This is a genomic window from Amycolatopsis sp. NPDC104587 (assembly GCF_055583645.1).
Window position 1 is genome coordinate 80,379 of record NZ_JBVJNO010000009.1, and the last position, 24,451, is coordinate 104,829.

Annotated in this window: 29 protein-coding genes; 18 read left to right on the forward strand and 11 right to left on the reverse strand. The window is 72.4% G+C overall.

Annotated features, from left to right (window positions below; translation table 11 throughout):
• Nucleotides 1–172: 172 nt before the first annotated feature.
• From ACZ61C_RS27980 to ACZ61C_RS28000, 5 genes are all read right to left on the reverse strand, one after another.
• Entirely contained in the window at nucleotides 173–922 is a 750-nt protein-coding gene (locus ACZ61C_RS27980) for a short-chain dehydrogenase/reductase (RefSeq protein ID WP_465310809.1), read from the reverse strand.
• A 25-nt stretch (nucleotides 923–947) separates the two neighbouring features.
• Entirely contained in the window at nucleotides 948–1,196 is a 249-nt protein-coding gene (locus ACZ61C_RS27985; protein WP_465310810.1) for an Atu4866 domain-containing protein, read from the reverse strand.
• Between the two features lie 54 nt (nucleotides 1,197–1,250).
• Nucleotides 1,251–2,033: an HTD2 family dehydratase gene (locus tag ACZ61C_RS27990; protein ID WP_465310811.1), complete on the reverse strand. Its 783-nt coding sequence runs from the start codon at nucleotides 2,031–2,033 to the stop codon at nucleotides 1,251–1,253.
• 15 nt (nucleotides 2,034–2,048) lie between these two features.
• Entirely contained in the window at nucleotides 2,049–3,206 is a 1,158-nt protein-coding gene (locus ACZ61C_RS27995; protein ID WP_465310812.1) for an acyl-CoA dehydrogenase family protein, read from the reverse strand.
• A gap of 129 nt (nucleotides 3,207–3,335) precedes the next feature.
• The gene (locus ACZ61C_RS28000) at nucleotides 3,336–4,775 is read right to left on the reverse strand and encodes an alpha/beta hydrolase (protein ID WP_465310813.1); all 1,440 of its coding nucleotides are present in this window, start codon (nucleotides 4,773–4,775) and stop codon (nucleotides 3,336–3,338) included.
• 85 nt (nucleotides 4,776–4,860) lie between these two features.
• On the opposite strand from ACZ61C_RS28000, the gene ACZ61C_RS28005 reads away from it, so the two are divergent.
• Together ACZ61C_RS28005 and ACZ61C_RS28010 are read left to right on the forward strand one after the other, a co-directional pair.
• Nucleotides 4,861–5,997: a sensor histidine kinase gene (locus ACZ61C_RS28005; protein WP_465310814.1), complete on the forward strand. Its 1,137-nt coding sequence runs from the start codon at nucleotides 4,861–4,863 to the stop codon at nucleotides 5,995–5,997.
• Nucleotides 5,994–6,599, forward strand: a complete 606-nt coding sequence (locus tag ACZ61C_RS28010; RefSeq protein ID WP_465310815.1) for a response regulator — start codon at nucleotides 5,994–5,996, stop codon at nucleotides 6,597–6,599. Before ACZ61C_RS28005 ends, ACZ61C_RS28010 begins: the two co-directional genes overlap by 4 nt.
• A gap of 66 nt (nucleotides 6,600–6,665) precedes the next feature.
• Here the strand turns inward: ACZ61C_RS28010 and ACZ61C_RS28015 are convergent, their stop codons facing one another.
• Nucleotides 6,666–7,139 (reverse strand): ArsI/CadI family heavy metal resistance metalloenzyme, encoded by a 474-nt coding sequence (locus tag ACZ61C_RS28015; RefSeq protein WP_465310816.1) that lies wholly within the window; start codon nucleotides 7,137–7,139, stop codon nucleotides 6,666–6,668.
• An 82-nt stretch (nucleotides 7,140–7,221) separates the two neighbouring features.
• On the opposite strand from ACZ61C_RS28015, the gene ACZ61C_RS28020 reads away from it, so the two are divergent.
• A complete protein-coding gene (locus tag ACZ61C_RS28020) occupies nucleotides 7,222–7,584 on the forward strand; it encodes an ArsR/SmtB family transcription factor (RefSeq protein WP_465310817.1) in 363 nt (120 codons plus the stop codon).
• Between the two features lie 193 nt (nucleotides 7,585–7,777).
• Nucleotides 7,778–8,005, forward strand: coding sequence for a three-helix bundle dimerization domain-containing protein (locus tag ACZ61C_RS28025; RefSeq protein ID WP_465310818.1), 228 nt, complete (start codon nucleotides 7,778–7,780; stop codon nucleotides 8,003–8,005).
• 7 nt (nucleotides 8,006–8,012) lie between these two features.
• On the opposite strand, the gene ACZ61C_RS28030 is transcribed toward ACZ61C_RS28025, so the two are convergent.
• A complete protein-coding gene (locus tag ACZ61C_RS28030; protein ID WP_465310819.1) occupies nucleotides 8,013–9,788 on the reverse strand; it encodes a hypothetical protein in 1,776 nt (591 codons plus the stop codon).
• Nucleotides 9,789–9,865: 77 nt separating this feature from the next.
• On the opposite strand from ACZ61C_RS28030, the gene ACZ61C_RS28035 reads away from it, so the two are divergent.
• From ACZ61C_RS28035 to ACZ61C_RS28050, 4 genes are all read left to right on the forward strand, one after another.
• Entirely contained in the window at nucleotides 9,866–10,642 is a 777-nt protein-coding gene (locus ACZ61C_RS28035) for a hypothetical protein (protein WP_465310820.1), read from the forward strand.
• A gap of 197 nt (nucleotides 10,643–10,839) precedes the next feature.
• Complete coding sequence (locus tag ACZ61C_RS28040) at nucleotides 10,840–11,307, forward strand: Asp23/Gls24 family envelope stress response protein (RefSeq protein ID WP_465310821.1); 468 nt, start codon at nucleotides 10,840–10,842, stop codon at nucleotides 11,305–11,307.
• Nucleotides 11,304–11,618, forward strand: a complete 315-nt coding sequence (locus ACZ61C_RS28045) for a hypothetical protein (protein ID WP_465310822.1) — start codon at nucleotides 11,304–11,306, stop codon at nucleotides 11,616–11,618. The genes ACZ61C_RS28040 and ACZ61C_RS28045 overlap by 4 nt, the downstream gene beginning before the upstream one ends.
• Nucleotides 11,615–11,791, forward strand: coding sequence for a hypothetical protein (locus tag ACZ61C_RS28050; RefSeq protein WP_465310823.1), 177 nt, complete (start codon nucleotides 11,615–11,617; stop codon nucleotides 11,789–11,791). The genes ACZ61C_RS28045 and ACZ61C_RS28050 overlap by 4 nt, the downstream gene beginning before the upstream one ends.
• 306 nt (nucleotides 11,792–12,097) lie before the next feature.
• Here the strand turns inward: ACZ61C_RS28050 and ACZ61C_RS28055 are convergent, their stop codons facing one another.
• The 3 genes from ACZ61C_RS28055 to ACZ61C_RS28065 form a co-directional block, all read right to left on the reverse strand.
• Nucleotides 12,098–12,766, reverse strand: coding sequence for a fasciclin domain-containing protein (locus ACZ61C_RS28055; protein WP_465310824.1), 669 nt, complete (start codon nucleotides 12,764–12,766; stop codon nucleotides 12,098–12,100).
• A gap of 112 nt (nucleotides 12,767–12,878) precedes the next feature.
• A complete protein-coding gene (locus ACZ61C_RS28060; RefSeq protein ID WP_465310825.1) occupies nucleotides 12,879–14,462 on the reverse strand; it encodes a molybdopterin-dependent oxidoreductase in 1,584 nt (527 codons plus the stop codon).
• 93 nt (nucleotides 14,463–14,555) lie between these two features.
• Nucleotides 14,556–15,506, reverse strand: a complete 951-nt coding sequence (locus tag ACZ61C_RS28065; RefSeq protein WP_465310826.1) for a beta-ketoacyl-ACP synthase III — start codon at nucleotides 15,504–15,506, stop codon at nucleotides 14,556–14,558.
• 214 nt (nucleotides 15,507–15,720) lie between these two features.
• On the opposite strand from ACZ61C_RS28065, the gene sigK reads away from it, so the two are divergent.
• The 5 genes from sigK (at nucleotide 15,721) to ACZ61C_RS28090 (ending at nucleotide 19,083) form a co-directional block, all read left to right on the forward strand.
• Entirely contained in the window at nucleotides 15,721–16,320 is a 600-nt protein-coding gene (gene sigK / locus ACZ61C_RS28070) for an ECF RNA polymerase sigma factor SigK (RefSeq protein ID WP_465310827.1), read from the forward strand.
• Nucleotides 16,317–17,036, forward strand: coding sequence for an anti-sigma factor (locus ACZ61C_RS28075; protein ID WP_465310828.1), 720 nt, complete (start codon nucleotides 16,317–16,319; stop codon nucleotides 17,034–17,036). The genes sigK and ACZ61C_RS28075 overlap by 4 nt, the downstream gene beginning before the upstream one ends.
• A 154-nt stretch (nucleotides 17,037–17,190) precedes the next feature.
• Nucleotides 17,191–18,192 carry a ferritin-like domain-containing protein gene (locus ACZ61C_RS28080; protein WP_465310829.1) on the forward strand — a complete coding sequence of 334 codons (1,002 nt, stop codon included), beginning with the start codon at nucleotides 17,191–17,193 and terminating at the stop codon, nucleotides 18,190–18,192.
• 160 nt (nucleotides 18,193–18,352) lie between these two features.
• Nucleotides 18,353–18,820 carry an SRPBCC family protein gene (locus ACZ61C_RS28085; RefSeq protein ID WP_465310830.1) on the forward strand — a complete coding sequence of 156 codons (468 nt, stop codon included), beginning with the start codon at nucleotides 18,353–18,355 and terminating at the stop codon, nucleotides 18,818–18,820.
• A gap of 101 nt (nucleotides 18,821–18,921) precedes the next feature.
• The gene (locus ACZ61C_RS28090; protein WP_465310831.1) at nucleotides 18,922–19,083 is read left to right on the forward strand and encodes a hypothetical protein; all 162 of its coding nucleotides are present in this window, start codon (nucleotides 18,922–18,924) and stop codon (nucleotides 19,081–19,083) included.
• 15 nt (nucleotides 19,084–19,098) lie between these two features.
• Here the strand turns inward: ACZ61C_RS28090 and ACZ61C_RS28095 are convergent, their stop codons facing one another.
• A complete protein-coding gene (locus tag ACZ61C_RS28095) occupies nucleotides 19,099–19,419 on the reverse strand; it encodes a hypothetical protein (protein WP_465310832.1) in 321 nt (106 codons plus the stop codon).
• A gap of 263 nt (nucleotides 19,420–19,682) precedes the next feature.
• On the opposite strand from ACZ61C_RS28095, the gene ACZ61C_RS28100 reads away from it, so the two are divergent.
• From ACZ61C_RS28100 to ACZ61C_RS28120, 5 genes are all read left to right on the forward strand, one after another.
• Entirely contained in the window at nucleotides 19,683–20,399 is a 717-nt protein-coding gene (locus tag ACZ61C_RS28100; RefSeq protein ID WP_465310833.1) for a GntR family transcriptional regulator, read from the forward strand.
• The gene (locus tag ACZ61C_RS28105) at nucleotides 20,396–21,406 is read left to right on the forward strand and encodes an ADP-ribosylglycohydrolase family protein (RefSeq protein ID WP_465310834.1); all 1,011 of its coding nucleotides are present in this window, start codon (nucleotides 20,396–20,398) and stop codon (nucleotides 21,404–21,406) included. The genes ACZ61C_RS28100 and ACZ61C_RS28105 overlap by 4 nt, the downstream gene beginning before the upstream one ends.
• The gene (locus tag ACZ61C_RS28110) at nucleotides 21,403–22,848 is read left to right on the forward strand and encodes a purine-cytosine permease family protein (RefSeq protein WP_465310835.1); all 1,446 of its coding nucleotides are present in this window, start codon (nucleotides 21,403–21,405) and stop codon (nucleotides 22,846–22,848) included. The genes ACZ61C_RS28105 and ACZ61C_RS28110 overlap by 4 nt, the downstream gene beginning before the upstream one ends.
• A complete protein-coding gene (locus ACZ61C_RS28115; protein WP_465310836.1) occupies nucleotides 22,845–23,765 on the forward strand; it encodes a PfkB family carbohydrate kinase in 921 nt (306 codons plus the stop codon). Before ACZ61C_RS28110 ends, ACZ61C_RS28115 begins: the two co-directional genes overlap by 4 nt.
• Before the next feature lie 128 nt (nucleotides 23,766–23,893).
• Nucleotides 23,894–24,406 (forward strand): VOC family protein, encoded by a 513-nt coding sequence (locus tag ACZ61C_RS28120; protein WP_465310837.1) that lies wholly within the window; start codon nucleotides 23,894–23,896, stop codon nucleotides 24,404–24,406.
• Nucleotides 24,407–24,451 lie beyond the last annotated feature (45 nt).

The window sequence follows — 24,451 nt, forward strand, 5'->3', positions numbered from 1 at the left end:
AGAAACCCCCCCACCACCCCCCCCCCCCCCCCCCCCCCCCCCCCCCCCCCCCCCCCCCCCCCCCCCCCCCCCCCCCCCCCCCTCTCCCCCCCCCCCCCCCCCCCCCGCCGCGCTGGTCATCACGATCAGCGGCCGGATCACCGCCTGGCAGACCAACCCGCAGTGACCGCCGCTAGCGCCCCGCCGTCAGGCCGCCGTCGATGGTGACGATCGTCCCGCTGATGTAGCCGGCCCGCTCGGACGCGAGGAACGCGACCAGGTCCGCGACCTCACCGGGCTCGGCGACCCGCCCCGAGGGCAGTGCGGCGAACTGGGCGTCGACGTCGGTGTTCGCGGCCCGCATGGCCGTGAACCGCTCGGTGGCCACCGGACCGGGGTTCACGCCGACCACGCGCACGCCGTGGCGCGGGGCCTCGCCGCCGAGCGCCTTGGTGAAGGCCATCAGCGCGGCGTTGCCCGCGCCACCGGCGATGTACCCGGCGGTCGGCTGCTCACCGCCGGTGCCGATGACGTTGACGATCACCCCGCGGCCCCGGTCGCGCAGCCGCGGGTACACGAGCCGGACGAGGTCGATGTAGCCGAAGACCTTGAGGTCCCACGCGTGCCGCCACCGTTCGGGCCCGACGTCCTCGAGCGTGCCGGCGGGGATGTCACCGGCGTTGTTGACGAGGACGTCGACGGCCCCGGCCGCTTCGGCGAGCCGTGCGAGGTCGGCGGCGACCCGCAGGTCGACGGCATGGGTGGTCACTTCGACACCGTGGTCCGCCCGCAGCGTCCGGGCGCGCTCTTCCAGCGCCTCGCCGTTGCGCGCGGCCAGCCGCAGGGCGCAGCCTTCGGCGGCCAACACTTCGGCGATCGCCGCGCCGATGCCTTTCGACGCGCCGGTGACCAGTGCTCGTTTGCCCGTGAGGTGGAGATCCATCCGGCCAGTCTGCTCGCCTGAACCGTCAGCTGTCTTCGCGGTAGAGGACGAGGTGCTCGTGGTACAGCACGCCGTCGCGGATGTCGCCGGTTGCGGTGAAGCCGGTGTCGTCCACGTAGTCGAGGTGGGTGCCCGTGACCGTGTACCTGCCGGTGTAGGCGCTCGTCCGGGTGCCGCGCGCTTCGTCGTAGCGGCCGTCCGGGAGCAGTTCCTGGCGGATGTGGCCGTCGGCGGTCACCCACATTCCGACGACGGGAGTTGCTTCGTTGTCCATGCTTCCAGCGTCGCCGGTCCGCCGCGGGCGAACCAGGGAGAGCTACTCCCAGGTTCACTTCCCTCGGCCGGGCCGCAGCGTCCCCGTCGCGGTCTGCCGTCCGTGGCGGTCGCGGACCGACGTCGTGGCGCCGTCGGCGCGGGCGACCAGGCCCTGGTGGTCGAACAGCGGCGCCACGAGGCAGTACTCGAAGTCCAGGTCGCCGGTGGCGCCCTTCGCCCGGGCCGCTTCGGCCATGGCGAGGGCCTGGAGCGGGCCGTGGGTGAGCAGGCCGGGATAACCCTCGACGTCACGGCTGTAGTCACGGTCGTAGTGGATGCGGTGCGAGTTGTACGTCAACGCCGAGAAGCGGAACAGCAGCGTCGGCGTCACGTCGAGCGCCCACTCGCCGTCGGCGGGCGGGACCTCCGGGCCGTCGTCGGACGCGGCCAAGGCGCTCGACTCTTCGCGGTAGACGACGTCCTGCCGCTCGTCGACCACCACCTGGCCGCGCTGCCGGATCCGGTGGGCGACCACGACGAACGTCAGCGCGCCCGACCGGCCGTGCTTCTCCGTCGTGGAAAGGACTTCCGAGTGCCGGGTGGCGGGCTCGCCGCACCGCAGCGCCCCGGTCGTCCGGACCCGGCCGCCCGCCCACATGCGCCGCCGGCTCGGTCCCGGCGGGGCGAGGACCGTGCCCCGCACCGGGTGCCCGTCCGGGCCGAGGTCCGCTTGCGCGGGCCGGTCGAGCAGGTACAGCCAGTGCCACAGCAGGGGAAGGCCCGCCTCGACGTCGGGCAGCGGCACGCCGAGCAGCGCGGCGAGCGCCTCGGCCGGCTCGGGCTGGATCAGCTCCATGCTTGTCCTTCCGGCTCAGGACGGGATCGGGTGGCGCTTGACCAGCTGGCGTGCGATCACGGTCCGCTGGATCTCGTTCGTGCCCTCCCCGACGATCATCAGGGGCGCGTCGCGGAAGTACCGCTCGACGTCGAACTCCGTGGAATAGCCGTAGCCGCCGTGGATCCGCACGGCGTCGAGCGCGATCTGCATCGCCGTCTCGGACGCGAAGAGCTTCGCCATGCCGGCCTCCAGGTCGGCGCGCTCGCCGGAGTCGTACCGGCGGGCGGCGTGGTGCACGAGCTGGCGCGCGGCCTCGAGCTTCGTGGCCATGTCGGCGAGCAGGTTGCCGACCGACTGGTGCTGCCAGATCGGCTTGCCGAAGCTCTCGCGTTCCTGGGCGTAACGCAGGGAATCTTCGAGGGCGGCACGCCCGACACCCAGCGCACGGCAGGCGACCTGGATGCGGCCGATTTCGAGCCCGCGCATCATCTGCGTGAACCCGTGGCCCTCTTCCGCGCCGAGCAACGCCGTCGCCGGGACGCGGAAGTCGTCGAAGGTCAGCTCGCAGCTCTCGACGCCCTTGTAGCCGAGCTTCGGCAGGTCGCGCGAGACGTGGAAGCCGGGGCCGGGCTCGGCGAGCAGGATGCTGATGCCGCCGTGCGCGGGTTCCGCGGCGGGATCGGTCTTGCACAGCAGGGCGATCAGCTGCGACCGGCGGGCGTTCGTGATCCACGTCTTCGAGCCGTTGACGACGTAGGCGTCACCGTCGCGGCGGGCCGTGGTGCGCAGGGCCTGCAGGTCGGAGCCGCCGCCGGGTTCGGTCAGAGCCATCGTCGCGCGGATCTCGCCGGTCGCCATCTTCGGCAGGTAGGCGTCTTTCTGTTCGGGTGTGCCGTGCTCGAGCAGGAGCTTCGCGACGACGGTGTGCCCGCCCATCGCCCCGGCGAGGCTCATCCAGCCGCGCGACAGCTCCTCGGTGACGGCGGCGTAGCACCGCGCGGAGACGTGCGCCTCGCCCCACGGCTCGGGGATCGCGAGGCCGAAGATGCCCATCTCCTTCATCTGGCCGATGAGCTTCTCCGGGTACACGTCGCCGTGGTCGAGCTCCTGCGCGACGGGCCGCACCTCCCGGTCGACGAACGCCCCCACCACGGCGACGATCGCCTCTTCCTCTTCGGTGAGCCCGTCCATGACGACTTCCTCTCTGCGGCCGGCCTGCTCACCCCATCATCGCCGGTGAACGCCGCCCCCGCGCCGGACGCCGGCCCTCCGCGCAGCTTCGGACGCGGAGGGCCGATCCCAGCTGACGAACGCCGTCGCTCAGGCCGGGCAGAACGTGTCGTGCGCCGGGCGCTTGCCGGTGGCCAGATAGTCGCTCACCGCGGTGTTGCCGCACTGGTTCGCGCCGTTGAGGTAGGCCACGTGACCACCCTGGTCGGCCGTCACCAACCGGGCGCGGTCGCCGAACGCCGCGCGGAGACGCAGGGCGCCGGGCATCGGCGTCGCCGGGTCGCGGAGGTTCTGCAGCATCAGCACGTTCGCCGGGCCGTGATCGGTGATCCGCACCCGCGGCTCGGCCGGTGACGGCCAGAACGCGCACGGCCGGATGTTCGCCGCGTACGGGCCGTACATCGGGTAGCGGACCCGGTCGACCTCGACGTTGCGCTGGTAGGTCGCCACCGACTGCGGCCACCGCGAATCACCGCAGACCACCGCGAGGTACCCCGACGCGAAGTTGTCGGTACCCTCGGCGGCCGCCGAAGACGACGCCCCGGTCCCGTCGAACTTGTGCCAGAACTTCGCGATGGCGGGCAAGGTGACGTCCGCGCGGAGCAGGGCCGCGGTGAGCGTGCGGAACGTCGTGCCGTCGTACCCCTGCTCCGGAGCCCGGTCCAGGCGCTCGGCGAGCTCGAAGTACTTCGCCTTGACGGCCGCCGGGCTCGTGCCCAGGCCGTACTGGCCCGGGTCGGCCGCGGCGATCTTCGCGAACTCCGGGAAGCGAATTTCGAAGCCCAGACCCTGGCTCCGCAGCGCTTCGACGTCGTAGCCCTCCGGCCCGAGGCTGCTGTCCAGCACGATCCGGTCGCTGCGCTGGGGGAACAGCGTCGTGTACACCGCACCGAGGTACGTCCCGTAGGAATCGCCGTAGTACGACAGCTTCGGCTCACCCAGCGCCGTCCGGATCCGGTCCATGTCGCGCGCGGTGTTCGCGGTGGTGACGAACGGCAGCATGGACGCCGTTTTCGACGTCAGACACTGCCGGGCGACGGTTTTTGCGGCCGCGGCCGCCTTCGTGACGTCCGCCGGGCCGTGCGGGAAGGGCGGGTTCACGCTCGTCGTGCGTTGCTCGGGCGTCAGGTCGCAGGTCACCGGGGTGCTGTGGCCGATCCCGCGCGGGTCGAACCCGATCACGTCGTAGGCGTCGCGCACCTGCTGCGGCAGTCCGGACGCCATGAGCGTGCCCGGGAAGCTCAGGCCGTCGAGGCCGGGGCCACCCTGGTTGACCAGCAGGACACCGCGGCGCTGGGCGGGTTTCGCGCTCGCCAGGCGTGAGATCGCGACGCTGATCTTTCGCCCGTCCGGGTGACGGTAGTCCAGGGGCACGTCGAGGTTCGCGCACTGCAGGCCGGGTTTCGCGACGTCGGCCGGGCACGGCCCCCACGCCACCGGAGCCGCGCTTGTCGCGTCCGCCGCGGACACTCCCGAAACCACCGCGGCGAGGGCGAGCGCCGCCGGCAAGATCTTCGTTTTCATCACCATGGTTTCACCGCACCACCGCGCGGCCGGAGGGCCCTGTGCCATCTGTCATGGGGCGTTCCCGGCCGGTCCTGCCTAGGGTGACGGGGTGAGCGAGCGTGATCCGGGCCGGTTCTCCGTGCGGCAGTGGCCGGACTGGAGCTTCTGGGCGAACCGGCGGCGCCGGGTCGCCCCCGTCGTGGTGAACGGCCTCGCGCTGCTGGTGCTGATCCGCCGGGTCGTGATGATCGTCCACGAGCCGCACGGTACGGCGCGCACGGTGCTCGCGCTCGCCGCGATCACCTGTTACGGCGCCTGCTACGTGTTCGCGCTGTGGTCCGGGCCGGCGGCGCCCCGTCGGCAGCGGGCGGCCCTGGTGGCCGTGGTGTTCGGCTTCGGCCTCGCCCCCGCCCTGATTCTCGGCTCGCCCGAGTACCTGACGGATCTGACCTTCGCCGTCGCGCTCGGCCTGATGCTGCTGCCGCTGTGCTATTCGGTCCCGCTCGGGTTCGCGACGGCGGCGGCGCAGCTCGTCTGGATGCGAGCCGGGCCAGGGCACGTGAGCTGGAGCCAGGTCGCCGCGCTCGGCGGGGTCACCGCGGCGCTCGGGGTGGTCTTCGCGCTGACGTTCACCGTCGGGCACCTGCGGGTCGCCCGCGCGCAGATCCGGCGGCTGGCCGTGGACTCCGAACGCGAACGGGTCGCCCGCGAGCTGCACGACATCCTCGGCCACAACCTCTCGACGATGGCCGTCAAGCTCGGGCTGGCCCGGCGGATCCTGGAGTCGGCCGCCGACCCCGAGCTCGCGCTGAGCGAGGTCCGCGACCTGGAAACCCTGTGCCACCAGTCGCTCGCCGACGTCCGCGCCACCGTCTCGGGGTACCGGGAGGTGTCGCTCGCCGCCGAGCTCTCGGGCGCCCGCCTGGCCTTGCGAGCCGCGGGTGTCCAGGCCGAACTGCCGTCGTCGGCCGACGACGTCGAGCCCGAGCTGCGGGGCGTTTTCGGTTACGTCGTGCGGGAAGCGGTCACCAACGTGCTGCGCCACTCCGACGCCGGGCACTGCCGCGTCCGGCTCGGCCCCGGCTGGGTCGAGGTCACCGACGACGGCACGGTCACCGCGGAACCGGCGGCCGGGCACGGCCTGACCGGGCTCGCCGAGCGGCTGGCCGCGATCTCGGGCCGGCTCGAACACGGCCGCGGCCCGCGCGGCGGCTACCGGGTCTTCGCCGAGGCGGGCGCCGCGTGATCCGCGTCCTGCTGGCCGACGACCAGGCCCTCGTCCGCGGTGCGCTGGTGTCCATGCTCCGCCTGGAACCGGACATCGAGGTCGTCGCCGAGGTCGGCTCGGGCACCGAGGTCCTCCCGGCGGCCCAGCGCACGCAGCCCGACCTGGCCCTGCTCGACGTCCAGATGCCCGGCCGCGACGGGCTCGCCGTCACCGCCGAGCTCCGGCACGCGCTGCCGGCGTGCCGCGTCCTGATCTGCACGACCTTCAGCCGTCCCGGGTACCTCGCCCGCGCGCTGTCCGCGGGCGCGGCCGGGTTCGTCGTCAAGGATTCGCGGCCGGAGCAGCTGCTCAACGCGATCCGCCGGGTCCACGCCGGACTGCGCTTCATCGACCCGGCGCTCGCGGCCGAGTCCCTGGCCATCGGCACGAGCCCGCTGACGGACCGCGAAGCCGACGTCCTCCGCGCGACGGCCGAGGGCGGCACGGTCGCGGACATCGCGAAGACGCTCGGCCTCACCGCCGGAACGGTCCGCAACCACCTCTCGTCGGCGATCGGCAAGACCGAAGCCCGCACCCGCGCCGAAGCCGCGCGCCTCGCCGAGACCAACGGCTGGCTCTGAGCTCGGTTCAGGACAGGCGCCGTCGGGCATACGTCCGTCGAGCAAGCTGCAGCTACGCCTCGGCGGTCAGGAGCAGCAGCCTTCGGGCTGAGCGGCTTTGTCGACCTGGCCGGTCTCCGCGTCGGGCGTGCAGCACGTGGCCGGAGTCGCGACGCTATCGGTGCCGAAGGCTTGCGAATCGGCCTTCACGGTGTAGACCTCCCACGGCTCCTGGCCGGGGCCGTGCACCCACACCTTGTCCTGCACGGCGTAGCAGCACGTCGTGTTGTCCTCGGTCAGGGTCTCCATGCCCTCGCCGGTCAGGCGCTTACTGGCCTCGTTCACCTGGTCGGTCGACTCGACCTCGACGCCGAGGTGGTCCATGACCGTCGCCTGGCCCGGCTCCCCCTCCAGCAGCACGAGCTTGAGCGCGGGCTCGGCGATCGCGAAGTTCGCGTAACCGGGCCGGAGCTTGGCCGGCTCGGCGCCGAACAGCTTCGAGTAGAAGTCGATCGAGCCTTCGAGGTCGCCGACCCGCAGCGCGAGCTGAATCCGTGACATCCCATCCTCCTTGGATAGACGTTCATCAAATCAGGACGCGACTTAGATTGCTCTCTAGATAGACACCTGTCAACATAGACGCATGCCGAAACAGCTCCCGCTCGTTGCGCCGGACGAGTGCTGCTCCCCGCTGGCCCGCGAACCCCTGTCCGTCGACCAGGCGGCCGAGCTGGCGAAGCTGTTCAAGGCGATGGCCGAGCCGGTCCGGCTGCGCCTGCTGTCGCTGATCGCCTCCCACGCGGGCGGCGAAGCGTGCGTGTGCGACCTGACCGACGCGTTCGACCTGACCGGCCCGACCATCTCCCACCACCTCAAGGTGCTGCGCGAATCCGGGCTGATCACCGGCGAGCGCCGCGGGACCTGGGTGTACTACCGCGTCCACCCCGAGGTGCTGGCCCGCCTCTCGGCCGTGCTAATGCCCGGCGACACCCCGGTTCCGGTATGACCGACGCACCGACGGGCCGCTCCCGGGCCGCGGCGACCGCCGGCTGCCGATGACCGTCCGCCTGACCGGCCCGAACCGTTCATGACGCGCGAGTTCCCGCCACGGCCAGCGCCTGCCGTTCATCTCCTATTCACCCCATAGTTGTTTACCGGGCATTCGAACCCCACCGGCATGGCCGACGGGAAGGATCGCGATGAGCAGCCCAACCCTGGACACGCTCGCCTCCGAACAGCTCGACTCCCACCTCGCCCAGCTCGAAGACCGCCTGAGCCACGAATACGCCGAGGTAGCTCAGCCTCGGCTGCACGACCTCATCAGCCACGAACGCGCCCGGTTCACCGGCGCCCGCGTCCATGCCTTCGTGCCGATCCTGATCGAACGGGCCGTCCACACGACGCTGACCGAGAACCACCGGACCTAGTCGCCGGTCAAGGGATGTCGAGCAGCCACAGGTCGCCCGCCGCGGTGATCGCGTGGTGGCTGTCGGGCGTTGCCGCGATGCGGTACGAGTAGGGCATCGTGATCACCCCCGTGCCGCGCCGGGTCGCCGGGTCGATGACGTACAGCAGCGGCGCCGGGTCCATGGTCGGGCTGGCGCGGCTGACGAGCAGCCGCCGGCCGTCCGGGGTGAGGGCGAGCGACGTCGCCCCGCTGGTCCCGGGCGGTGGCGGGCCGAGGTCGACCGGCGTGGTCTTCAGGGTCGCCGTGTCGATCACCGTCAGCGCGCTGTGTGCGTCGGACTCGGTCTGGTTGACGACCCACACCGTGTGCCGCAGCGGGTCCGCCACCAGGTTCCCCGGCCCCGCTCCGGTGTCTACAGTGGACACAGCAGCGTGCCGGGCGGTGTCGACGACCGAGACCGTGTTCTCGTCGAAGTTGGCCACGTACGCGCGATCCCCGTCGAGCGCGATGCCGTCCGGGTCGACCCCGACCGGGACCGAGGCGACGACCGTGCCCTTCTCGATGTCGACCGCGACCGCGGAACCCTTGTCGTAAGCGCTCGGGCCGGAGATGACGGCCCATGCCGTGCGCCCGTCCGCCGACACGGCGACGTCGAGCGGCTGCCCGGCCAGCCGGACCGTCGAACGGACCTGGGCCGTCACCGGGTCGAGGATCGTGAGCGCGCCCGCCGGGGTCTTGGCCGGGCCGGTGCTCGCCACGACGAGACGGCGGCCGTCCCGGCTGAGCGCCAGGGCCATCGGGTGCGGCGCGACCGGAAGCGTCGTGGTCACCGTGCCCGTGCTCAGGTCGACCACCGCGACGTCGCTGCCGGGCCGGTCGGCCGGGCCGGCGTTGCCGACGTAGACGTGCTTGCCGTCCGGGGTGACGGCCACCCCCGACGCCCAGTTCACCGGCGCCCCGATCTTCCGGCCGGCCAGCTGCAGGGCAGGTGCGGAGAGGTCCGGCGCCGCGGCCGGTTCGGGGTGGCTCTCGGCCAGGCTCGAGAAGCCGACCGCGGCCAGGAGAACCACCGCGACCACCGGAAGCACGGCGAACGGCCAGCCCCGCGGCCCCAGCGGCGCCAAATGCGTGCGCTCGGCGCCGGGCGCGGGCGCGTCGTACAGCGCCGTGTCGCGGTGCCGCCGCTGCGCGCCGGTGAGGTTGGCTTTCGTGACGCCCAGCCGCCCGGCCGCGACCGCCGTCACCTCGAGGGCGACCAGGGCGCCGCAGGACAGGACGGCGACCAGCAGGCGAATACCCCAGCCGGCCGGCCAGGACGCGCCGAGCACGCCGAACGTCGCGGCCAGCCCACCACCGAACCCGGCCACGGCCACGAGCGCCCCGGTCAGCTGCCGCCGGGTGCGGCGCCGGTCGTCGCGGGCGTCGTCGAGGTCGTCGAGCTGCCGCTGCCGGTCCCGGACGTCCTCGGCCTCCCAGCCGGCCAGCTCGTGGGCGCGGTGCAGGCGGACCGCCAGCCGCAGCCGGCCGGCGTCGTCCTCGTGCTCCCTCAGCCGGGTGAACGTCGTGCCGGCGAGACCTTGGCCCACCGCCAGCAGGACCGCCAGCCCCGCGCCGGACCAGAACGGCTGCACGGCCAGCACCGCCGGGTCGGCCACCACGGCGAGCACGGTCAGCACCACCAGCGCCGCGAGCACCCACGCCGCCGGCCGTACCGTCCCCCGCACGCGGTTCGCGCGGCCGCGGGCGCGCTCGTCCTCGACCCGGTCGAGCAGGACCCGCAACTGGGCTTCGCGGTCGATCACGCTGCCTCTCCGGGGCCGGATCTGGGACCATGGTCACCGAGCACCACCGGGAAACGCAACCACCCGGGAAGGACCCGATGGACGGACCCGACGCGCAGGTCACCGCGTTGCCCTCCATGATCCGCACGGAGTCCGGCTACCGCGTCTTCGATCCGCGGCTGCTGGCCGCGGGACACACCCTGACCCCGGCCGGCGGGGTGACCCACCGCCGTGACGAGCTCCTCGGGCTCATCGCCATCGTGCTCGTCCTGGCCCCGGCCATCGCCTTCCCGTTCTTCTTCTCCAGCGGCGCCTTCTGGTCGGTCGTGCTGTGGGTCGTCCTCGGCGTCGGCGCCGGCCTGGTCCTCGTCGGGTTCGAACTGGCCTTCGACGCCGGCGACGTCGTGGAAAAACACCGCAAGCGGACGGGCGGTGATCCGTCGGTCCAGGTGAGCGACGGCCAGGACCAGGCCATGCGCATCTGCGCGCTGGGCGAACGAATCGCGAAGACGACCGCGTGGCGCACCGGCGCGTTCGACACCGACCGGCGGCTGGCGCACGTCGTGTGGAACGCGGCGCGCCGGGCACTCCAGCTCGAGTCCGCGAGAACGGACCAAGCCGAGGACAAGCGGCGCGGAGCCGATGCGGCGAGCCGCGCCGAAGCCGGCCGCGGCATCACGGCCGGCGAGCGCGAACTCGGTTCGCTCGAAGAACAGCTCCGCACGATCAAAGGGGCGGCCGACGCGATCGAGTTCAAAGTGGACCCGAACCGGCCCGCGCCCCGGCCGTCCGCCACCGCGGCCCGCTGGGCCGACCCGCTGCAGGACGCGGAGCTGATGGTCTTGGAAGTCAGCGCGCTGCGCGACTACCTGTGACGTGGCGCCTGTTCGTGTTTGTGCGCACCTCGGTCGTGAGTACCTCCGCCGCGACGAGCGCCATCCGCGAACTGGGCGGTCCAAACCTCCCACCGGCGAGAGATGCCCCACGTCCTCCGGCTCGTGACGTTCTCCGGCCGGCCGGGTCCATCAGGTGTCCAGCGGGACCTGCCCGCGCCCGGACCCGAAGGAGCCCCATGACGAACCCGGCCGGCACCACCAAAAAGACCTCGGACGCCACCGTGGTCGAGCGCGAAACCGGCGCCCTGTCCTCCGCGCACGGCGTCACGACCATCTCCGACGTCGTCGTCCAGAAGGTCGCCGGCCTCGCCACCCGCGAGGTCGCCGGCGTCCACGCGCTCGGCGGCGGCGCTTCGCGGGCGTTCAACGCCCTGCGCGAGCGGATCCCCGGCGCGACCGCCTCGGCCGGCCAGGGTGTGGCCGTCGAGGTCGGCGAGCGGCAGGCCGCGATCGACCTGCAGATCCTCGTCGAGTACGGCGTCTCCATCGCCGATGTCGCCCGCGCGGTGCGGCGCAACGTCATCACTGCGGTCGAAACGATCACCGGCCTCGATGTCGTCGAGGTCAACATCGGTGTCTCCGACGTCCACCTCCCCGGTGACGACGAGGGCGCCGACACGACCGAAACCGGCCGGGTCCGGTGACCGGCGGCGTCGCGAACGCCGCCGGCATCGCCACGCTCGTGACGGCGCTCCCGCAGGTGGCGGCCCTGCACAGCGGCCACTTCGGCGAGATCGCCACGCTCTTGCCGGGCCGTCGCGTCCCCGGTGTCCGGATCCGGCCCGGGGAGATCACCGTCGGCGTCACCGGCCGGTACCCGGCCACCGCCGCCGAGATCGGCGCGGCGGTCCGCCTCGCCCTCGGGCCGGTCGACCGGCCGGTGCACGTCCACATCGGCGACATCGCCGGACCGGCCGCGACCGTGGTCGCCGCCGCTGTGAAGGAGATCCCGTGAACCACACTCTGACCGGCCTGGTGACCGGCCTCGTCCTGGGCCTCGCCGCCGCTTTCGGTGGCTTCGGCGCCTTCCTCGTGGTCCTCGTCCTCGGCGGGCTCGGCCTGCTGGTCGGCCGGTTCCTCGACGGCAAGCTCGACATCTCGGCGCTCTCGGGCCGGGACCGGGGATGACGGTCGCGGTGGCACTGAACTGTCGCCGCCGAGTTCTCCCGCAGTACCAAGCCGGAGCCCGCTGACGTCTCACCGTCGCGCAAAAGGCCGGCCGCCGCCACGGCCCTGGAGTGATCCGGCGGTGGCGACGACCGGCGGACGCCGCCGCTTCGGCGTCCCCGGCGGCGGATCTCCTGCAACCCGCCGCCAGACTGTGGTCCCTCTCCGAGCCCGGACAGGAAAGGACGGCCGCCCCGGGCTCCAGAAGGTCTGTGGAGTCCGGGGCAGCCGCCCGGTGCCGGCCACCCGTCGGTGGCCAAGCCGGTGTTACTTGTTGGTGCCCGGGGTGAGCACCTTGTCGATCACGAAGACGGTGGCGTTCTTGGTGGGGATGTTGCCACACAGGATCTTCGCGCCGTTGACGGTCATGTTCTCGCCCGAGCCCTCGATCTTCAGCGGACCACCGGCGGTGTTCAGCGACTCCAGCGTGCCAGCGGAAGCGAGGCCCTTGGCGTCGTAACGCTTGCCGACGACGTGGTACTGCAGGATCGGCGACAGCTCGGCCGGCTTGCCCGCCAGCTCGGCGAACTTCGCGTCACCCAGCGCGGCGAACGCCGGGTCGGCCGGCGCGAACACCGTGATCGACGGCGCGCTGTTGAGCGTGTCCACCAGGTTGGTGGCCTTCACCGCGGCGACCAGCTTGGTCAGCAGCGGGTTCGTCGACGCCGCCGACGCGACCGGCTGCGGGCCCATCGAGTCCAGCGAACCCGGAGCGGAACCCTGCGGCAGCTGCGAGCAGGCCGGGCCGAAGACGTCGGCGTTGGTGGTCATGCCGTCGCCACCGGCGGCGGCGCTGGAGGACGGGGCGGCCATCGAGGAGGACGGAGCCGGGGCGCTGGAGGAACCCGACGACGCGGTGTCGCTGCTGCCGCAGGCGGTCAGGGTCAGCGCGGCGGCCGCGGTCAGGCCGATTCCGGCAATACGAAGGTTACGCACGAAAAATCACTCCAATTAATTACGCGGCTGAGGCTGCCGAAGTGGCGAAAACCTCTTGTTGCTGACTATTCGGCGCCCGACGGGAACCGGATTGGTGGTTCGGAAGAAATTCTCAGGCGGCGGTGAAGGTGACGTTGTGCCAGCCGGTCGCGCCGTTGGGCACGGTGCCCGCGCGCTCTTCGGTCTGGGTGTAGCCGGACTTGTCGGTGGCGCGGCAGAACACCTGGTGCACCCCGGCGGGCAGGTCGATCTCCGTCCACCACATCCGCCACGTGTTGAGGTTCACCTGCTGAGACAGGGTGGTCGGCTGCCAGGGGCCCTGGTCGATCCGGACCTCGACCTTGTCGATCCCGGTGTGCTGGGCCCACGCCACCCCGGCGACGCGGACCTTTCCTTTTTGGACGTTGGCGAAGCCGCGGTGCGAGTCGATCCGCGACTCCGTCTTGATCGGCGCTTCCCGGCTCCAGCTCCGCTTGAGCCAGTAGGCCTGCCGTGCCGCCCAAGTGGTGACTTCGATGTCCACGACCCACTTCGTCGCCGACACGTAACCGTACAGCCCCGGGGTGACCAGCCGCGCCGGGAAGCCGTGTTCCAGCGGCAACGGCTCGCCGTTCATCCCGATGGCCAGCATCGCACCCCGGTTGCGGTCGGCCGCCGCCGCGACCGGCGTCCCGGACGTCCAACCGTCCACACTGGTGCAGAACAGCTGCTCGGCGCCGGGTTTCACACCCGCTTCGGCGAGCAGGTCGGCCAGGTCGACACCGATGAAGTTCGACGTCGACACGTAGTCGCCACCGACCTCGTTGGACACACAGGTCATCGTGACGGTCCGCTCGACCAGGGGCCGGTTGCGGATGTCGTTGTAGCTGTAGCGGACTTCGCGGTCGACCATGCCGTGCAGCCGCAGGCTCCAGTCCTCGGTCCGCACCTGCGGCACCGACAACGCCGTGTCCACGCGGTAGAACTTGTCGTTCGGCGTCAGGAACGGCGGGGTGCCGAGCTTCGAGAAGTCGGCGTCGGCCGGGATCATCGGCGCGGTCCGCGCCGGGACCAGCTTGCCGACCGCTTCACGGGACGCCGTGGCATCACGCGACGAGCTGATCAGCTGGCCGCCGAGCCCGGCGGCTCCGGCACCGACGACAACTCCGGCGCCGCCGAGCAGGAACGACCGGCGCGACGTCCCGGTCTTCTCGTCCGAGTCCGGCTCCCGCCAGACGCGAGGCGCGATCCGGTGCAGCAGCAGGAAAACGGCGACACCCACGAGGAGACTGGCGATCGGGGCGAGCAACGCCACGAGCGTCAGGTCAGGGCGTTCGAAGACGGCGAAGGCGCCGACCAGGCCGAAGAGGGCGATGAGCACAGTGCCGGGCACCGGTGACCGTCGAGAAAGGACACCCGCCAGCGCGGCCACCCCGACCATGACCACGGCCATGCTGCCCAGCAGCACCAGCTTGTCGTAGGTGCCGAAGGTGCGGACGGCGAAGTCCTTCAGCTCGACCGGGGTGAGGTCGATGGCGCCGTTGCCGACGGCGAGGTAGGGCGAAGCGTTGACGCTGATGAAGCCCGCGACCAGGTGCCCAGCCGCCAGCGCCGCGGCGAGGGCCAGGACTCCGGTGAACGCGGCCGCGAAGAACCGGAGGCGGGCACGTGGCGGCTGTGACGGAGCTTCCGGGATCTCGAGCTCGGTGGCGGTCATACCGGTAGTTCGACGCGGCCCGCCCGAAGTATTGGTCCGGCCCGGCTATCCACTGAAAGAGTGATCCGTGCGAGCACAAGAAGGCTCCGGCACTCACGGGCAGGTGATGACCTGGCCGGCGTAGGTCAGCCCGGCGCCGAACCCGAACAGCAGCACCGGCGCGCCCGTCGGGATCTCCCGGCGCTCGACGAGCTTCGACAGCGCCAGCGGGATGCTCGCGGCCGAGGTGTTGCCGGACTCCGTGACGTCCGTCGCGATCACCGCGCCGGTCGCCCCGATCTTGCGGGCCAGCGCCGCGATGATGCGGACGTTGGCCTGGTGGGTGACCACACCGCCCAGCGCGGCCGGGTCGACACCGGCGCGCCGGCAGGCCTCGCGGGCGATCGGGGCCAGTGCGGTGGTGGCCCACCGGAACACCGCCTGCCCCTCCTGCCGGAACACCGCGGGCAGCGCACCGGGCCCCGCCGCTTCGAGCGTGATGCAGTGCCCTTGGGCCGGCTCCGAGCCCCACACCACCGGCCCGATGCCGGCCGAAGCCCGCTCGACGACGGCGGCGCCCGCGGCGTCGCCGAAGATCACACACGTCGTCCGGTCGGTCCAGTCGAGGAAGTCGCTCATCTTGTCGGCGCCGACGACGATCGCCCGGGTCGCGGCGCCCGCCCGGATGGCGTGGTCGGCCGCGGCCAGCGCGTAGGAGAAGCCCGAGCACGCCGCGTTGAGGTCGAACGCCCCGGGCGCGGTGATCCCCAGCCGCTCGGCGACCCGGCAGGCGAGGTTGGGCATCCGGTCGAACGCGGTGCACGTGGCGACGATCACCAGGTCGACGTCGGCGGCGCCGTAACCGGACCGCAGCAGAGCGGCACCCGCGGCGGCCGTCGCCATGTCGGCGACCGAGTCACCGGGGGCCGCGACCCGGCGGGCGCGCACGCCCACCCGCTCGCGGATCCACGCGTCCGACGTTCCCAGCCGGTCCGCCAGCTCGTCGTTCGTCACCGTCCGGCTCGGCTGGTAGTGCCCGAACGAGACCGCTTTCGAGCCTGCCATCGTTTCTCCTCATCGGTTCCCCTCCCGTTCGGACCGGACGGCGTCCCGGCTTGCCCGATCCATTGTGGACAGCGAGTTTTCGCTCGTCCGTGTGGGTGACCGCCTGGTTTTTTCGTCACAGCACCAATCCGCGCGGGCCGGTCGGGACGAACTCCCCGTGACACGCCGCCGACCGCGGCACGTGACTCGGCGCCCGCCGGGAAGGACAGGTGCCATGACCGCCCGCGCAGTCGCGTACCGCACCAGCGCCGAACCGGCGCCGGAACCGGTGAGCACACCGGAACAGCTGCTCGCCCGCTCCGCGCTCGGGGACGAGCAGGCCTTCGCCGCGCTTTACGACCACCTGGCCGGGCCGATCTTCGGCACCGTGTTCCAGGTGCTGCGCTCCCGGGCGTATGCGGAAGAGGTCACCCAGGAGGTCCTGCTCGAGATCTGGCGCAAGGCGGCGGCGTTCGACGCCACGCGCGGCCGGGTGCGGACCTGGGCGCTGACCATCGCGCACCGGCGGGCGATCGACCGGGTCCGGTCCGAGCAGTCCGCGACCGATCGGGAAGAGCGAGCCGACCGGCTGGACCTGCGCCGCCCCTACGACGACGTCACCGAGACGACGCTGGACCAGCTCGACCGGGCTCGGGTCCGCGCCGCGCTGGCGGTGCTGACCGACCTCCAGCGGGAGTCGATCCTGCTCGCCTACTTTCAGGGTTACACCTGCCGGGAGGTGTCCGAAAAACTCGGTGTCGCGATCGGCACCGTCAAGACCCGCATGCGGGACGGGCTCGTCCGCCTGCGCGACGCTCTGGGAGTGCACCGATGACCACCGCCGACGCCCACCTCCTCGCCGGCGCCTACGCCCTCGACGCGGTCGACGACCTCGAACGCGCCGCCTTCACCCGGCACCTGAGCGAATGCCCCGCGTGCGCGGGCGAGGTCGCCGAGCTCCGGGCCACCGCCGCCCTGCTGGGCGCCGCCGCGGCCGTCCTTCCCGGCCCGGGCCTGCGCGGGCAGGTGCTCGCCGAGATCGCCCAGACGCGGCAGCTGCCGCCCCGCGTCACCCCCGAGCCGGCTGCCCCGGTCCGGCGCTCCCCCTGGCGCAAGCGCGCGTTGATCGGGGTGGCGTCGGTAGCCGCCGCGGCGGCGGTGCTCGCCGGCGGCATCAGCATCGGGCTGGACCAGTCGGTCTCCGGCCGTCCGGTGCCGGTGGCCGAGGGCGGCGCGGTGACCTCCGCGTCCGACGCGACCACCGTGCGCACGGCCGCGGTCGGCGGCGGCTCGGTCTCCGCCACCGCCTCCCGGCAGCTCGGCCGGGTCTTCGTCGCCGCGCAGGCGCTGCCGCGGCTGGATCCCGGCCACGCCTACGAAGTGTGGCTGACCGGTTCGGGCGCGCCGCGGTCGGCGGGACTGATCGCCCCCGCAGGCACCGTCGAGGTCGCGCTCCCCGCCGGCGCCGACGGTGTGTCGGTGACCGTCGAGCCCGCCACCGGGTCACTGCAGCCGACCACTCCGTCGGTGGCGGACCTCGCCGTGGGCTGACCGCGCTCGGCGCCGCGAAACCCGATCGGGGAACCCACCCATCCGCGGCGGGCACAGCCCCGAAAGGGGACTGTCCACGAAGGATCCATCCCCCGGGCGCCGGCTGGCTCGGGTGTCGCCCGTCGCACCCGCGCGGGCGGGGAGGAGCTCATCCGTGTTTGGCAAGCGTTATGCCGCTTCGATGATCAACCGGAGCGCCGAAAACGACCAGGACCGCCGCCGTTTCCTCAAGGCGGCCGGGATGACCGGGCTCGGGGTGGTCGGCGCGGGCGCGCTCGGCGGCCTCGCCACCGGGACCGCATCCGCCGCGACCGCCCGGCCCACGGCTGCGGCCGCCGCCGCGTCGGCTGAGGTCAGTGACGGTGCCGTCCTCAACTTCGCGCTCAACCTGGAGTACTTGGAAGCCGAGTTCTACCTGCACGCCGTCACCGGCAAGGGCCTCGCCGACTCGATGACCACCGGCACCGGCACCCGCGGCGGCGTCACCGGCGGCCGGGCGGTGCGGTTCACGACGAAGGCCGCGAAGCAGTACGCCCAGGAGATCGCGGGCGACGAGAAAGCCCACGTCCAGTTCCTGCGCTCCGCACTCGGCTCGGCCGCGGTCAGCCGTCCCGCGATCGACCTGCAGTCGAGCTTCACCGCCGCCGCGCAGGCCGCCGGCCTGGTCAAGCCCGGCCACAGCTTCGACGCGTTCGCGTGCGAGGAGAACTTCCTGCTCGCGGCGTTCCTGTTCGAGGACGTCGGCGTCACGGCGTACAAGGGCGCCGCGCCGCTGATCACGAACAAGACGTACCTCGAAGCGGCAGCGGGGATCCTCGCGGTGGAGGCCTACCACGCGGCCAACATCCGCAGTGCCCTTTACCAGCACAGCGGCGGCATCCTCGGGCTCGGCCTGCTCGGCCGCGACCTGCGCGAAGCCAGCGTCAAGCTGTCCAACGCCCGCGACAGCCTCGACGGCCCCACCGACGACGACCAGGGCGTCATCGACAACCACGGCCAAGCCAACATCGTCCCCACCGACGCCAACGGCATCGCCTACAGCCGCTCGCCCGGTCAGGTCCTCAACATCGTCTACCTGACGAACAAGGCCGCCACCTCCGGCGGGTTCTTCCCCAAGGGCGTCAACGGCGAAGTGAACACCAGCGCCGCCAACTGATCCGACCGGGGTGCGGGATCGCCGTCGGGGCGGTCCCGCACCCCGCACCTCGCGGGTCATCTGTGATCGGGTCGTTTGTGCAGCGGTTCGCCGGGTAGCCGATTAATGGCCGTGCACAGCAGGTGCGGTACCCCGAACAGCAGAAGGAGCTGACCGCGGCATGAGCACGATCACCAAGTCCGTCGACGTCGAAGCCGACGTGAGCACCGTCTACAACCAGTGGACGCAGTTCGCCGACTTCCCCCGTTTCATGGACGGTGTCGACCGCATCGAGCAGCTGGACAACACCCACACGCACTGGACCGTCAGCGTGGCCGGGGTCAAGCGCCAGTTCGACGCGACGATCACCGAGCAGAACCGTGACGAGCGGATCGCCTGGAAGTCCGACTCCGGGCCCAACCACGCGGGAGTCGTGACGGTCCACCGCCTCGACGACACCCACACGCGGGTCACCGTCCAGATGGACATCGACCCCGAGGGCTTCGTGGAGAACGTCGCCGACAAGACCGGCATCCTCGACCACCGGGTCCAGGGCGACCTCGACCGTTTCAAGAAGTTCATCGAGGTCCGCGACGGCCAGGAGACCGGCGCCTGGCGCGGTGACGTCGACCGTCCCGCCCAGCACTGATCACTCCCCCGGAACGCCGGCGTGGGAGAGGCACCGTGGCCTCTCCCGCGCCGGTCCCACACCACGGGCATCGCTCCCGGCAAAGCGGGTACTCCTCCGTCATGACAGACGACGACCATGGCGCCGACAGCCCACAGCCGCCCGAACCCGATCCCGAACCCCGGACTTTGGACCGCGGACTCGCCCCGCAGTCGGAGGCCCCGGAGATCACCTCGACCCACCCCCTCGACCGCGGACTCGCCCCACCCGACGACGAAGAGTGAGCGGCCCGGCGTGCTTCAGGGGCGGGCAGCGAGCTCACGGCCGGTGCGGAAGAACCGGACGACGGCGTCCGCGCCACCGAGCTCGGCGGTCCCGGCGGAGAACACCGCCACCAGTGTCTTCACCGCCTCCGCGTCGAGGGCCATCACCTCGCCCGGCCGCACGCCCGGACCGCCGCCGTACACCCCGGCGGGCTCCCCGGCCTCGAGGCCGGCCGCCGCGGCCACGTCGTCGTACGAGCGCCCGTTGAGAGAGAACCGCCCGGCTTCGGTAAGAAGTTCGTCACCTTCGACGCGCCGGTCGGGCCCGGCCGAGGTGGCGAAACCGGCTTCGACCACGCGCAACTCGATCCTCCCGGTCGCGCGGTGCTGAGGTCCGGTGAGCAGTAGCTCCGCGGCCCCGTGCAGGAAGCGCCGGGTGAGTCTGCCGCGACCGCACAGTGTCCGCGAACCAGCGAGGCGTCCGGGCAACCACCGGAAGGCTCGTGGCCTGGGGCGTCACGTGCGGCCGTCCTCGGCGCTTTCCGCGACTGGCACACCTCCTGACGGCTCGGACGTCATCACGGTCTTGTGTGCTGGCTCTCGCGCTGTACTGTACAGGTATGAACAGGCTTGGACAGGTTCACTTCGGGAAGCGGGACCGGCTGATCGCCGAGCTCGCCGCGCAGATCCGCTCGGGCCGGCTCGCGCACGGGGCGCGGCTGCCCGGTGAAGTCGAGCTGGCCGGCCAGTACCAGGTCAGCCGGGGCACCGTGCGGAGCGCGCTGTCCGAGCTGCAGCGGCGGGATCTCATCGCCACCCGGAGCGGGATCGGCTCGTTCGTCACCTTCGACGGGGTCGAACTGGACCAGTCCGTCGGCTGGGCGACCGCCCTCGCCGGGTCGGGCTTCGCCATCGGCACCCAGCTGCTCGGCATCGAGCGGGTCGCGGACGCCGCACTGACCGAGCGGTTCGCCGTACCGGAGTTCGTGGCCGTGCGGCGGTTGCGCCGCGACCGGGAAGCCGGCCCCGTCTCCTACGAGGTCTCGCTCGTGCCCGCCACCGGCACGCTTGCCGACCTGCCCGAGCGCGGTCTGGTGCGCGGCTCGCTCACCGCCACCCTCACCGACGCCGGCCTCGTCGCCACCGGCGGTGACCAGTGGCTCGGCGCCGAACCGCTCGCCTCCGACGCCGCCGCGCTGCTGGAGCGTCCCGCGGGCACCCTCTTCCTGCTCGCCACGCGCACGAGCACCGACGCGGACGGCGGGCTGGTCGAACACGTCGTGAGCCTGCTCGACCCGGCCCGGTTCCGCTTCCACCTGGGCTTCGGTGACCGGTGAACGCCCGCGACCGCGCCCTCGGCGCCTTCACCGGACTCGCCCTCGGCGACGCGCTCGGCATGCCCACCCAGTCGTTCTCCCCGGCGCAGATCGCCGCCCACTACGGCGTGGTCGACACCCTGCTCGACGCCGTGCCCGAACAGCCGATCGCGCCGAACCTGCCCGCCGGCACGATCACCGACGACACCGAGCAGGCCGTCCTGGTCGCCGGGCTGCTGCTCGACGGCCACGGCCGGATCGACCCGCACGTCTTCGCGAAGGCGCTGCTGGACTGGGAAGCCGACATGATCCGGCGCGAGCTGTCCGACCTGCTCGGGCCGTCCACCAAACGCGCCCTGCAGCTGCTGGAGTCGGGCACCCCGCCGGAGCGGGCCGGCCGGTTCGGCACCACCAACGGCGCGGCCATGCGCGTCACGCCGATCGCCATCGCCACTCCGCCGGAGCTCGGCACGCTGCTCGACGCCGTCGTCGCGGCCAGCGAGCTGACGCACAACACGAGTCTCGGCATCGGTGGCGCCGCCGCGGTCGCCGCCGCCGTGTCGGCCGGCATCGACGGCGCGGACCTGCCGCAGGCGCTGGACTTCGCCGAAGAAGCCGCGGCCGCGGCGGCGCCGCGAGGCCACTGGAGCGCCGGCGGCGAGATCGCCGCGCGGATCCGGTGGGCCCGGCGCTTTGTACGCGGTATGGACGCCGACGAGCTGACTACCGCCGTCACCGGCGTGATCGGCACCTCGGTCGCCGCCCAGGAGTCCGTCGTCGCGGCCTTCGCGATCGCCGAAGCGCTGGGCGACCGGCCAGAGAAAGCGCTTACCTTCGCGGCCGGCGTGGGCGGCGACACCGACACCGTCGCCGCCATGTGCGGGGCGATCCTCGGCGCCCGGCACGGCCTGGCCGGACTCCCGGCCGACCTCGTCGAAACCGTGCGGAAAGTCAACCGCCTGGACCTCGAACCCGTCGTCGACGGGCTGCTCGACCTGCGCAACCCGGCCCAAAGGAGTCGCCGATGACCACCACCGAAACACCCGCCGAAACCGACGGCGCCCTGGAAACCCGCGGGATCGAGCCGGTGCCCGAAGCCGAGCGGACCGGCCGTCCCATGCAGCTGTTCTGGGTCTGGTTCGCGGCGAACATCTCGATCCTCGGCCTGCCGCTGGGCGCGACGCTCGTCGCCGTCTGGCACCTCGCGTTCTGGCAGGCCGCGATCGTCGCCTTGCTCGGCGCGGTCGGCTCGTTCGCGATCGTCGGCGCCGTCTCCATCGCCGGCCGCCGCGGCGGCGCGCCCGGGCTGACGCTGTCCCGCGCGGTCTTCGGGGTCCGTGGCAACGCGGGCCCGACCGTGGTCTCGCTGATTTCCCGGCTGGGCTGGGAAACCGTCAACACGACGACGGCCGCGTTCGCGCTGCTGTCCTTGTGCGCCATCGTGTTCGGCACCGATTCCCGGGCCAAGTCGGTGCCCGTGCTCACGATCGCCTGCATCGCGGTCTTCGTCGTGTGCACCGTGATCGTGTCCGGGCTCGGGCACCGCGTGCTCGTGGCGGTCCAGCGGTGGGCGACCTGGATCTTCGGGGCGCTCAACATCGTCGTCGGAGCCGCGCTGGTGACCACAGTGGACTGGCACGCGGTCGGCTCGGCGTCGCCGGCCTCGCTCGGCGCGATGATCGCCGGGATCGGCACGATCGCGGCGGGCACGGGCATCGGCTGGGCCAACGCGTCGGCGGACATGTCGCGCTACCAGCACCCGGCCGTGCGCGCCGGCTCCCTCGTCGCCTCCGCCGCCGTCGGCGCCGGAATTCCCTTGGTGCTGCTCATCTCGCTGGGCAGCCTGCTGTCGGCGGACGACCCGGCGCTGGCGCAGGCCGGTGACCCGGTCGCCGCGATCCGGGCGATGCTGCCGGCCTGGATGGCGGTGCCGTACCTGATCGCCGCGTTCGGCGGGCTGCTGCTGTCGAACCACCTGTCGGTGTACTCGGCCGGGTTGACCACGCTGACCCTCGGCGTCCGGATCAAGCGCGTCTACGCCGTTGTCGTCGATGTCGTGGTGACCACCGTGGGCGCGATCTACTTCATGCTGGTCGCCGACAACTTCTACGACCCGTTCATCGCGTTCATCAGCCTGCTGGCCGTGCCGATCACCGCGTGGGTCGGCGTGTTCGTCACCGACATGACGCGCCGCCGGAGCTACGACCCGGACGCCCTGATGGACATGCGCCGCACCAGCCGTTACTGGTACCGCGGCGGGGTCGAGCCGCGGGCGCTCGGGGCATGGGCGGTGGCCATCGTGGTGGGCTACCAGTTCACGACCGCGGGCTCGGGCGACGACGTCTGGTTCACCGGGCTCTTCGCCGGGAGCTGGCCCGGCCAGAACGGTCTCGGCTGGGTGATCACCTTCGTCGTCGCCGCCGGCCTCTACGGTCTGTCCGGCGGCGCCCGGCGCGGAGCCGGCCGATGACGGGACGGCTGGTCCACACGGGACAGGTGGTCGTGGACCTGGTCATGCGCGTCCCGGCCCTGCCCGCGCCCGGTGGCGACGTCCTGGCCGCGGACACCGCGCTCCACGCGGGCGGCGGCTTCAACGTCATGGCCGCCGCCGCTCGCTCGGGCGCGCGGGTCGTCTACGCCGGGGCCCACGGCACGGGCCGGTTCGGCGACCAAGCGCGGGCCGCACTCGCCGCCGCGGGCGTCGGAGTCGTCCAGCCGGTCACCGCCGAGGTGGACACCGGCGTGTGCGTGGTGCTCGTGGACGACTCCGGCGAGCGGACGTTCGTGACCGCAACCGGCGCGGAAGGCAGGCTGCCCCCGGACGGGTTGTCCGGCGTGCGGACGACCGCGGAAGACCTGGTCTACGTGACCGGCTACAGCCTCGCGCACGAGTCGAACCGGGACGCGCTGCGCAAGTGGCTGCCCGGTCTCGACGGGCCGCGCGTGCTGTTCGACCCGGGACCGCTGGCCGCCGATGCCGGCGATCTCGCCGCGGTCCTCCCCAGCGTGGACATCCTGTCCGCCAACCTGGCCGAGGCCCGCGCGCTCAGCGGCGAGACCGACGCCCGCGCGGCGGCGAAGGCGCTCGCGTCCCGGCTCCCGGCCGATGCGGCGGTCATCGTGCGCACCGGCGCGGACGGCTGCGTGCTCGCCCAGAACGGCACGGTCACGGTGGTGCCGGGCTTCCCGGTCACCCCGGTGGACACCAACGGCGCCGGTGACGCCCACTGCGGCGTCCTCGCCGCCGCGCTGCTGACCGGCGCGGACCTGACCACCGCGGCGATCCGGGCGAACGCGGCCGCGGCGTTGTCGGTGCTCGAGCCCGGTCCGGCCACCGCCCCCCCGGCCGAGCGGATCGACCGGTTCCTCGCCTCGGCGCGTGAATGAGCAATGCGGTGCGGAGGCGACCGGATGCGACGTGCGTCACCTCGAGCGAGATCAATAGCGGTCACATCCTGACCGGTATTGAGGGCACAGTTCAGGTCAGTCGCTCGCACGAACCGCAGGAGGGTCCCATGGCCGTCAGCACGCTCACCCACCTCAACTTCACCGGCAACGCCCGGCCGGCACTGGAGTTCTACCGATCCGTCTTCGGCGGCCACCTCATGCTCATGGAGCACGGCGCCCAGCTCGGGAGCCCGACCGACGACCGCGACACCGGCTACGTGCCGATGGCCGCGGACGACCCCGACGCCGGCCGCGTCGCCTTCGGCATGGTGGTGGCCGAAAACGGGTTCCGCATCGCCGCCTACGACGTCCTCGGCACCACCGGCGCCACCCAAGCCGGAGGCATCGCCGCACCTCCCGGCCCGGCTTCACCGCGCGCCCACGGAGTCACCCACACCGAGCCGTTCTTCGTGCTGCTCAACGGCGACTCCCTCGACGAGCTGACCCCGCTGTGGCAAGGACTGTCCCAGGACGGCACCGTGATCGCCGACCTCGGCCCCGCGCCGTTCGCGCCGGTCTACGGCATGGTCACCGACCGGTTCGGCGTCACCTGGGTCTTCGGTCTCACCCAGGGTGGCTGACCCGGGTCCGGCCGACGCGCCGCCGTAACACCTTCGGGTGACTTG

Excerpts from the sequence above, each read along its gene's own strand:
- ACZ61C_RS27980 (WP_465310809.1), bottom strand. The coding sequence starts at position 922 with ATGGATCTCCACCTCACGGGCAAACGAGCACTGGTCACCGGCGCGTCG.
- ACZ61C_RS27985 (WP_465310810.1), bottom strand. The coding sequence starts at position 1,196 with ATGGACAACGAAGCAACTCCCGTCGTCGGAATGTGGGTGACCGCCGAC.
- ACZ61C_RS27990 (WP_465310811.1), bottom strand. The coding sequence starts at position 2,033 with ATGGAGCTGATCCAGCCCGAGCCGGCCGAGGCGCTCGCCGCGCTGCTC.
- ACZ61C_RS27995 (WP_465310812.1), bottom strand. The coding sequence starts at position 3,206 with ATGGACGGGCTCACCGAAGAGGAAGAGGCGATCGTCGCCGTGGTGGGG.
- ACZ61C_RS28000 (WP_465310813.1), bottom strand. The coding sequence starts at position 4,775 with ATGGTGATGAAAACGAAGATCTTGCCGGCGGCGCTCGCCCTCGCCGCG.
- ACZ61C_RS28015 (WP_465310816.1), bottom strand. The coding sequence starts at position 7,139 with ATGTCACGGATTCAGCTCGCGCTGCGGGTCGGCGACCTCGAAGGCTCG.
- ACZ61C_RS28020 (WP_465310817.1), top strand. The coding sequence starts at position 7,222 with ATGCCGAAACAGCTCCCGCTCGTTGCGCCGGACGAGTGCTGCTCCCCG.
- ACZ61C_RS28025 (WP_465310818.1), top strand. The coding sequence starts at position 7,778 with ATGAGCAGCCCAACCCTGGACACGCTCGCCTCCGAACAGCTCGACTCC.
- ACZ61C_RS28035 (WP_465310820.1), top strand. The coding sequence starts at position 9,866 with ATGGACGGACCCGACGCGCAGGTCACCGCGTTGCCCTCCATGATCCGC.
- ACZ61C_RS28040 (WP_465310821.1), top strand. The coding sequence starts at position 10,840 with ATGACGAACCCGGCCGGCACCACCAAAAAGACCTCGGACGCCACCGTG.
- ACZ61C_RS28060 (WP_465310825.1), bottom strand. The coding sequence starts at position 14,462 with ATGACCGCCACCGAGCTCGAGATCCCGGAAGCTCCGTCACAGCCGCCA.
- ACZ61C_RS28065 (WP_465310826.1), bottom strand. The coding sequence starts at position 15,506 with ATGGCAGGCTCGAAAGCGGTCTCGTTCGGGCACTACCAGCCGAGCCGG.
- sigK (WP_465310827.1), top strand. The coding sequence starts at position 15,721 with ATGACCGCCCGCGCAGTCGCGTACCGCACCAGCGCCGAACCGGCGCCG.
- ACZ61C_RS28075 (WP_465310828.1), top strand. The coding sequence starts at position 16,317 with ATGACCACCGCCGACGCCCACCTCCTCGCCGGCGCCTACGCCCTCGAC.
- ACZ61C_RS28085 (WP_465310830.1), top strand. The coding sequence starts at position 18,353 with ATGAGCACGATCACCAAGTCCGTCGACGTCGAAGCCGACGTGAGCACC.
- ACZ61C_RS28090 (WP_465310831.1), top strand. The coding sequence starts at position 18,922 with ATGACAGACGACGACCATGGCGCCGACAGCCCACAGCCGCCCGAACCC.
- ACZ61C_RS28100 (WP_465310833.1), top strand. The coding sequence starts at position 19,683 with ATGAACAGGCTTGGACAGGTTCACTTCGGGAAGCGGGACCGGCTGATC.
- ACZ61C_RS28110 (WP_465310835.1), top strand. The coding sequence starts at position 21,403 with ATGACCACCACCGAAACACCCGCCGAAACCGACGGCGCCCTGGAAACC.
- ACZ61C_RS28115 (WP_465310836.1), top strand. The coding sequence starts at position 22,845 with ATGACGGGACGGCTGGTCCACACGGGACAGGTGGTCGTGGACCTGGTC.
- ACZ61C_RS28120 (WP_465310837.1), top strand. The coding sequence starts at position 23,894 with ATGGCCGTCAGCACGCTCACCCACCTCAACTTCACCGGCAACGCCCGG.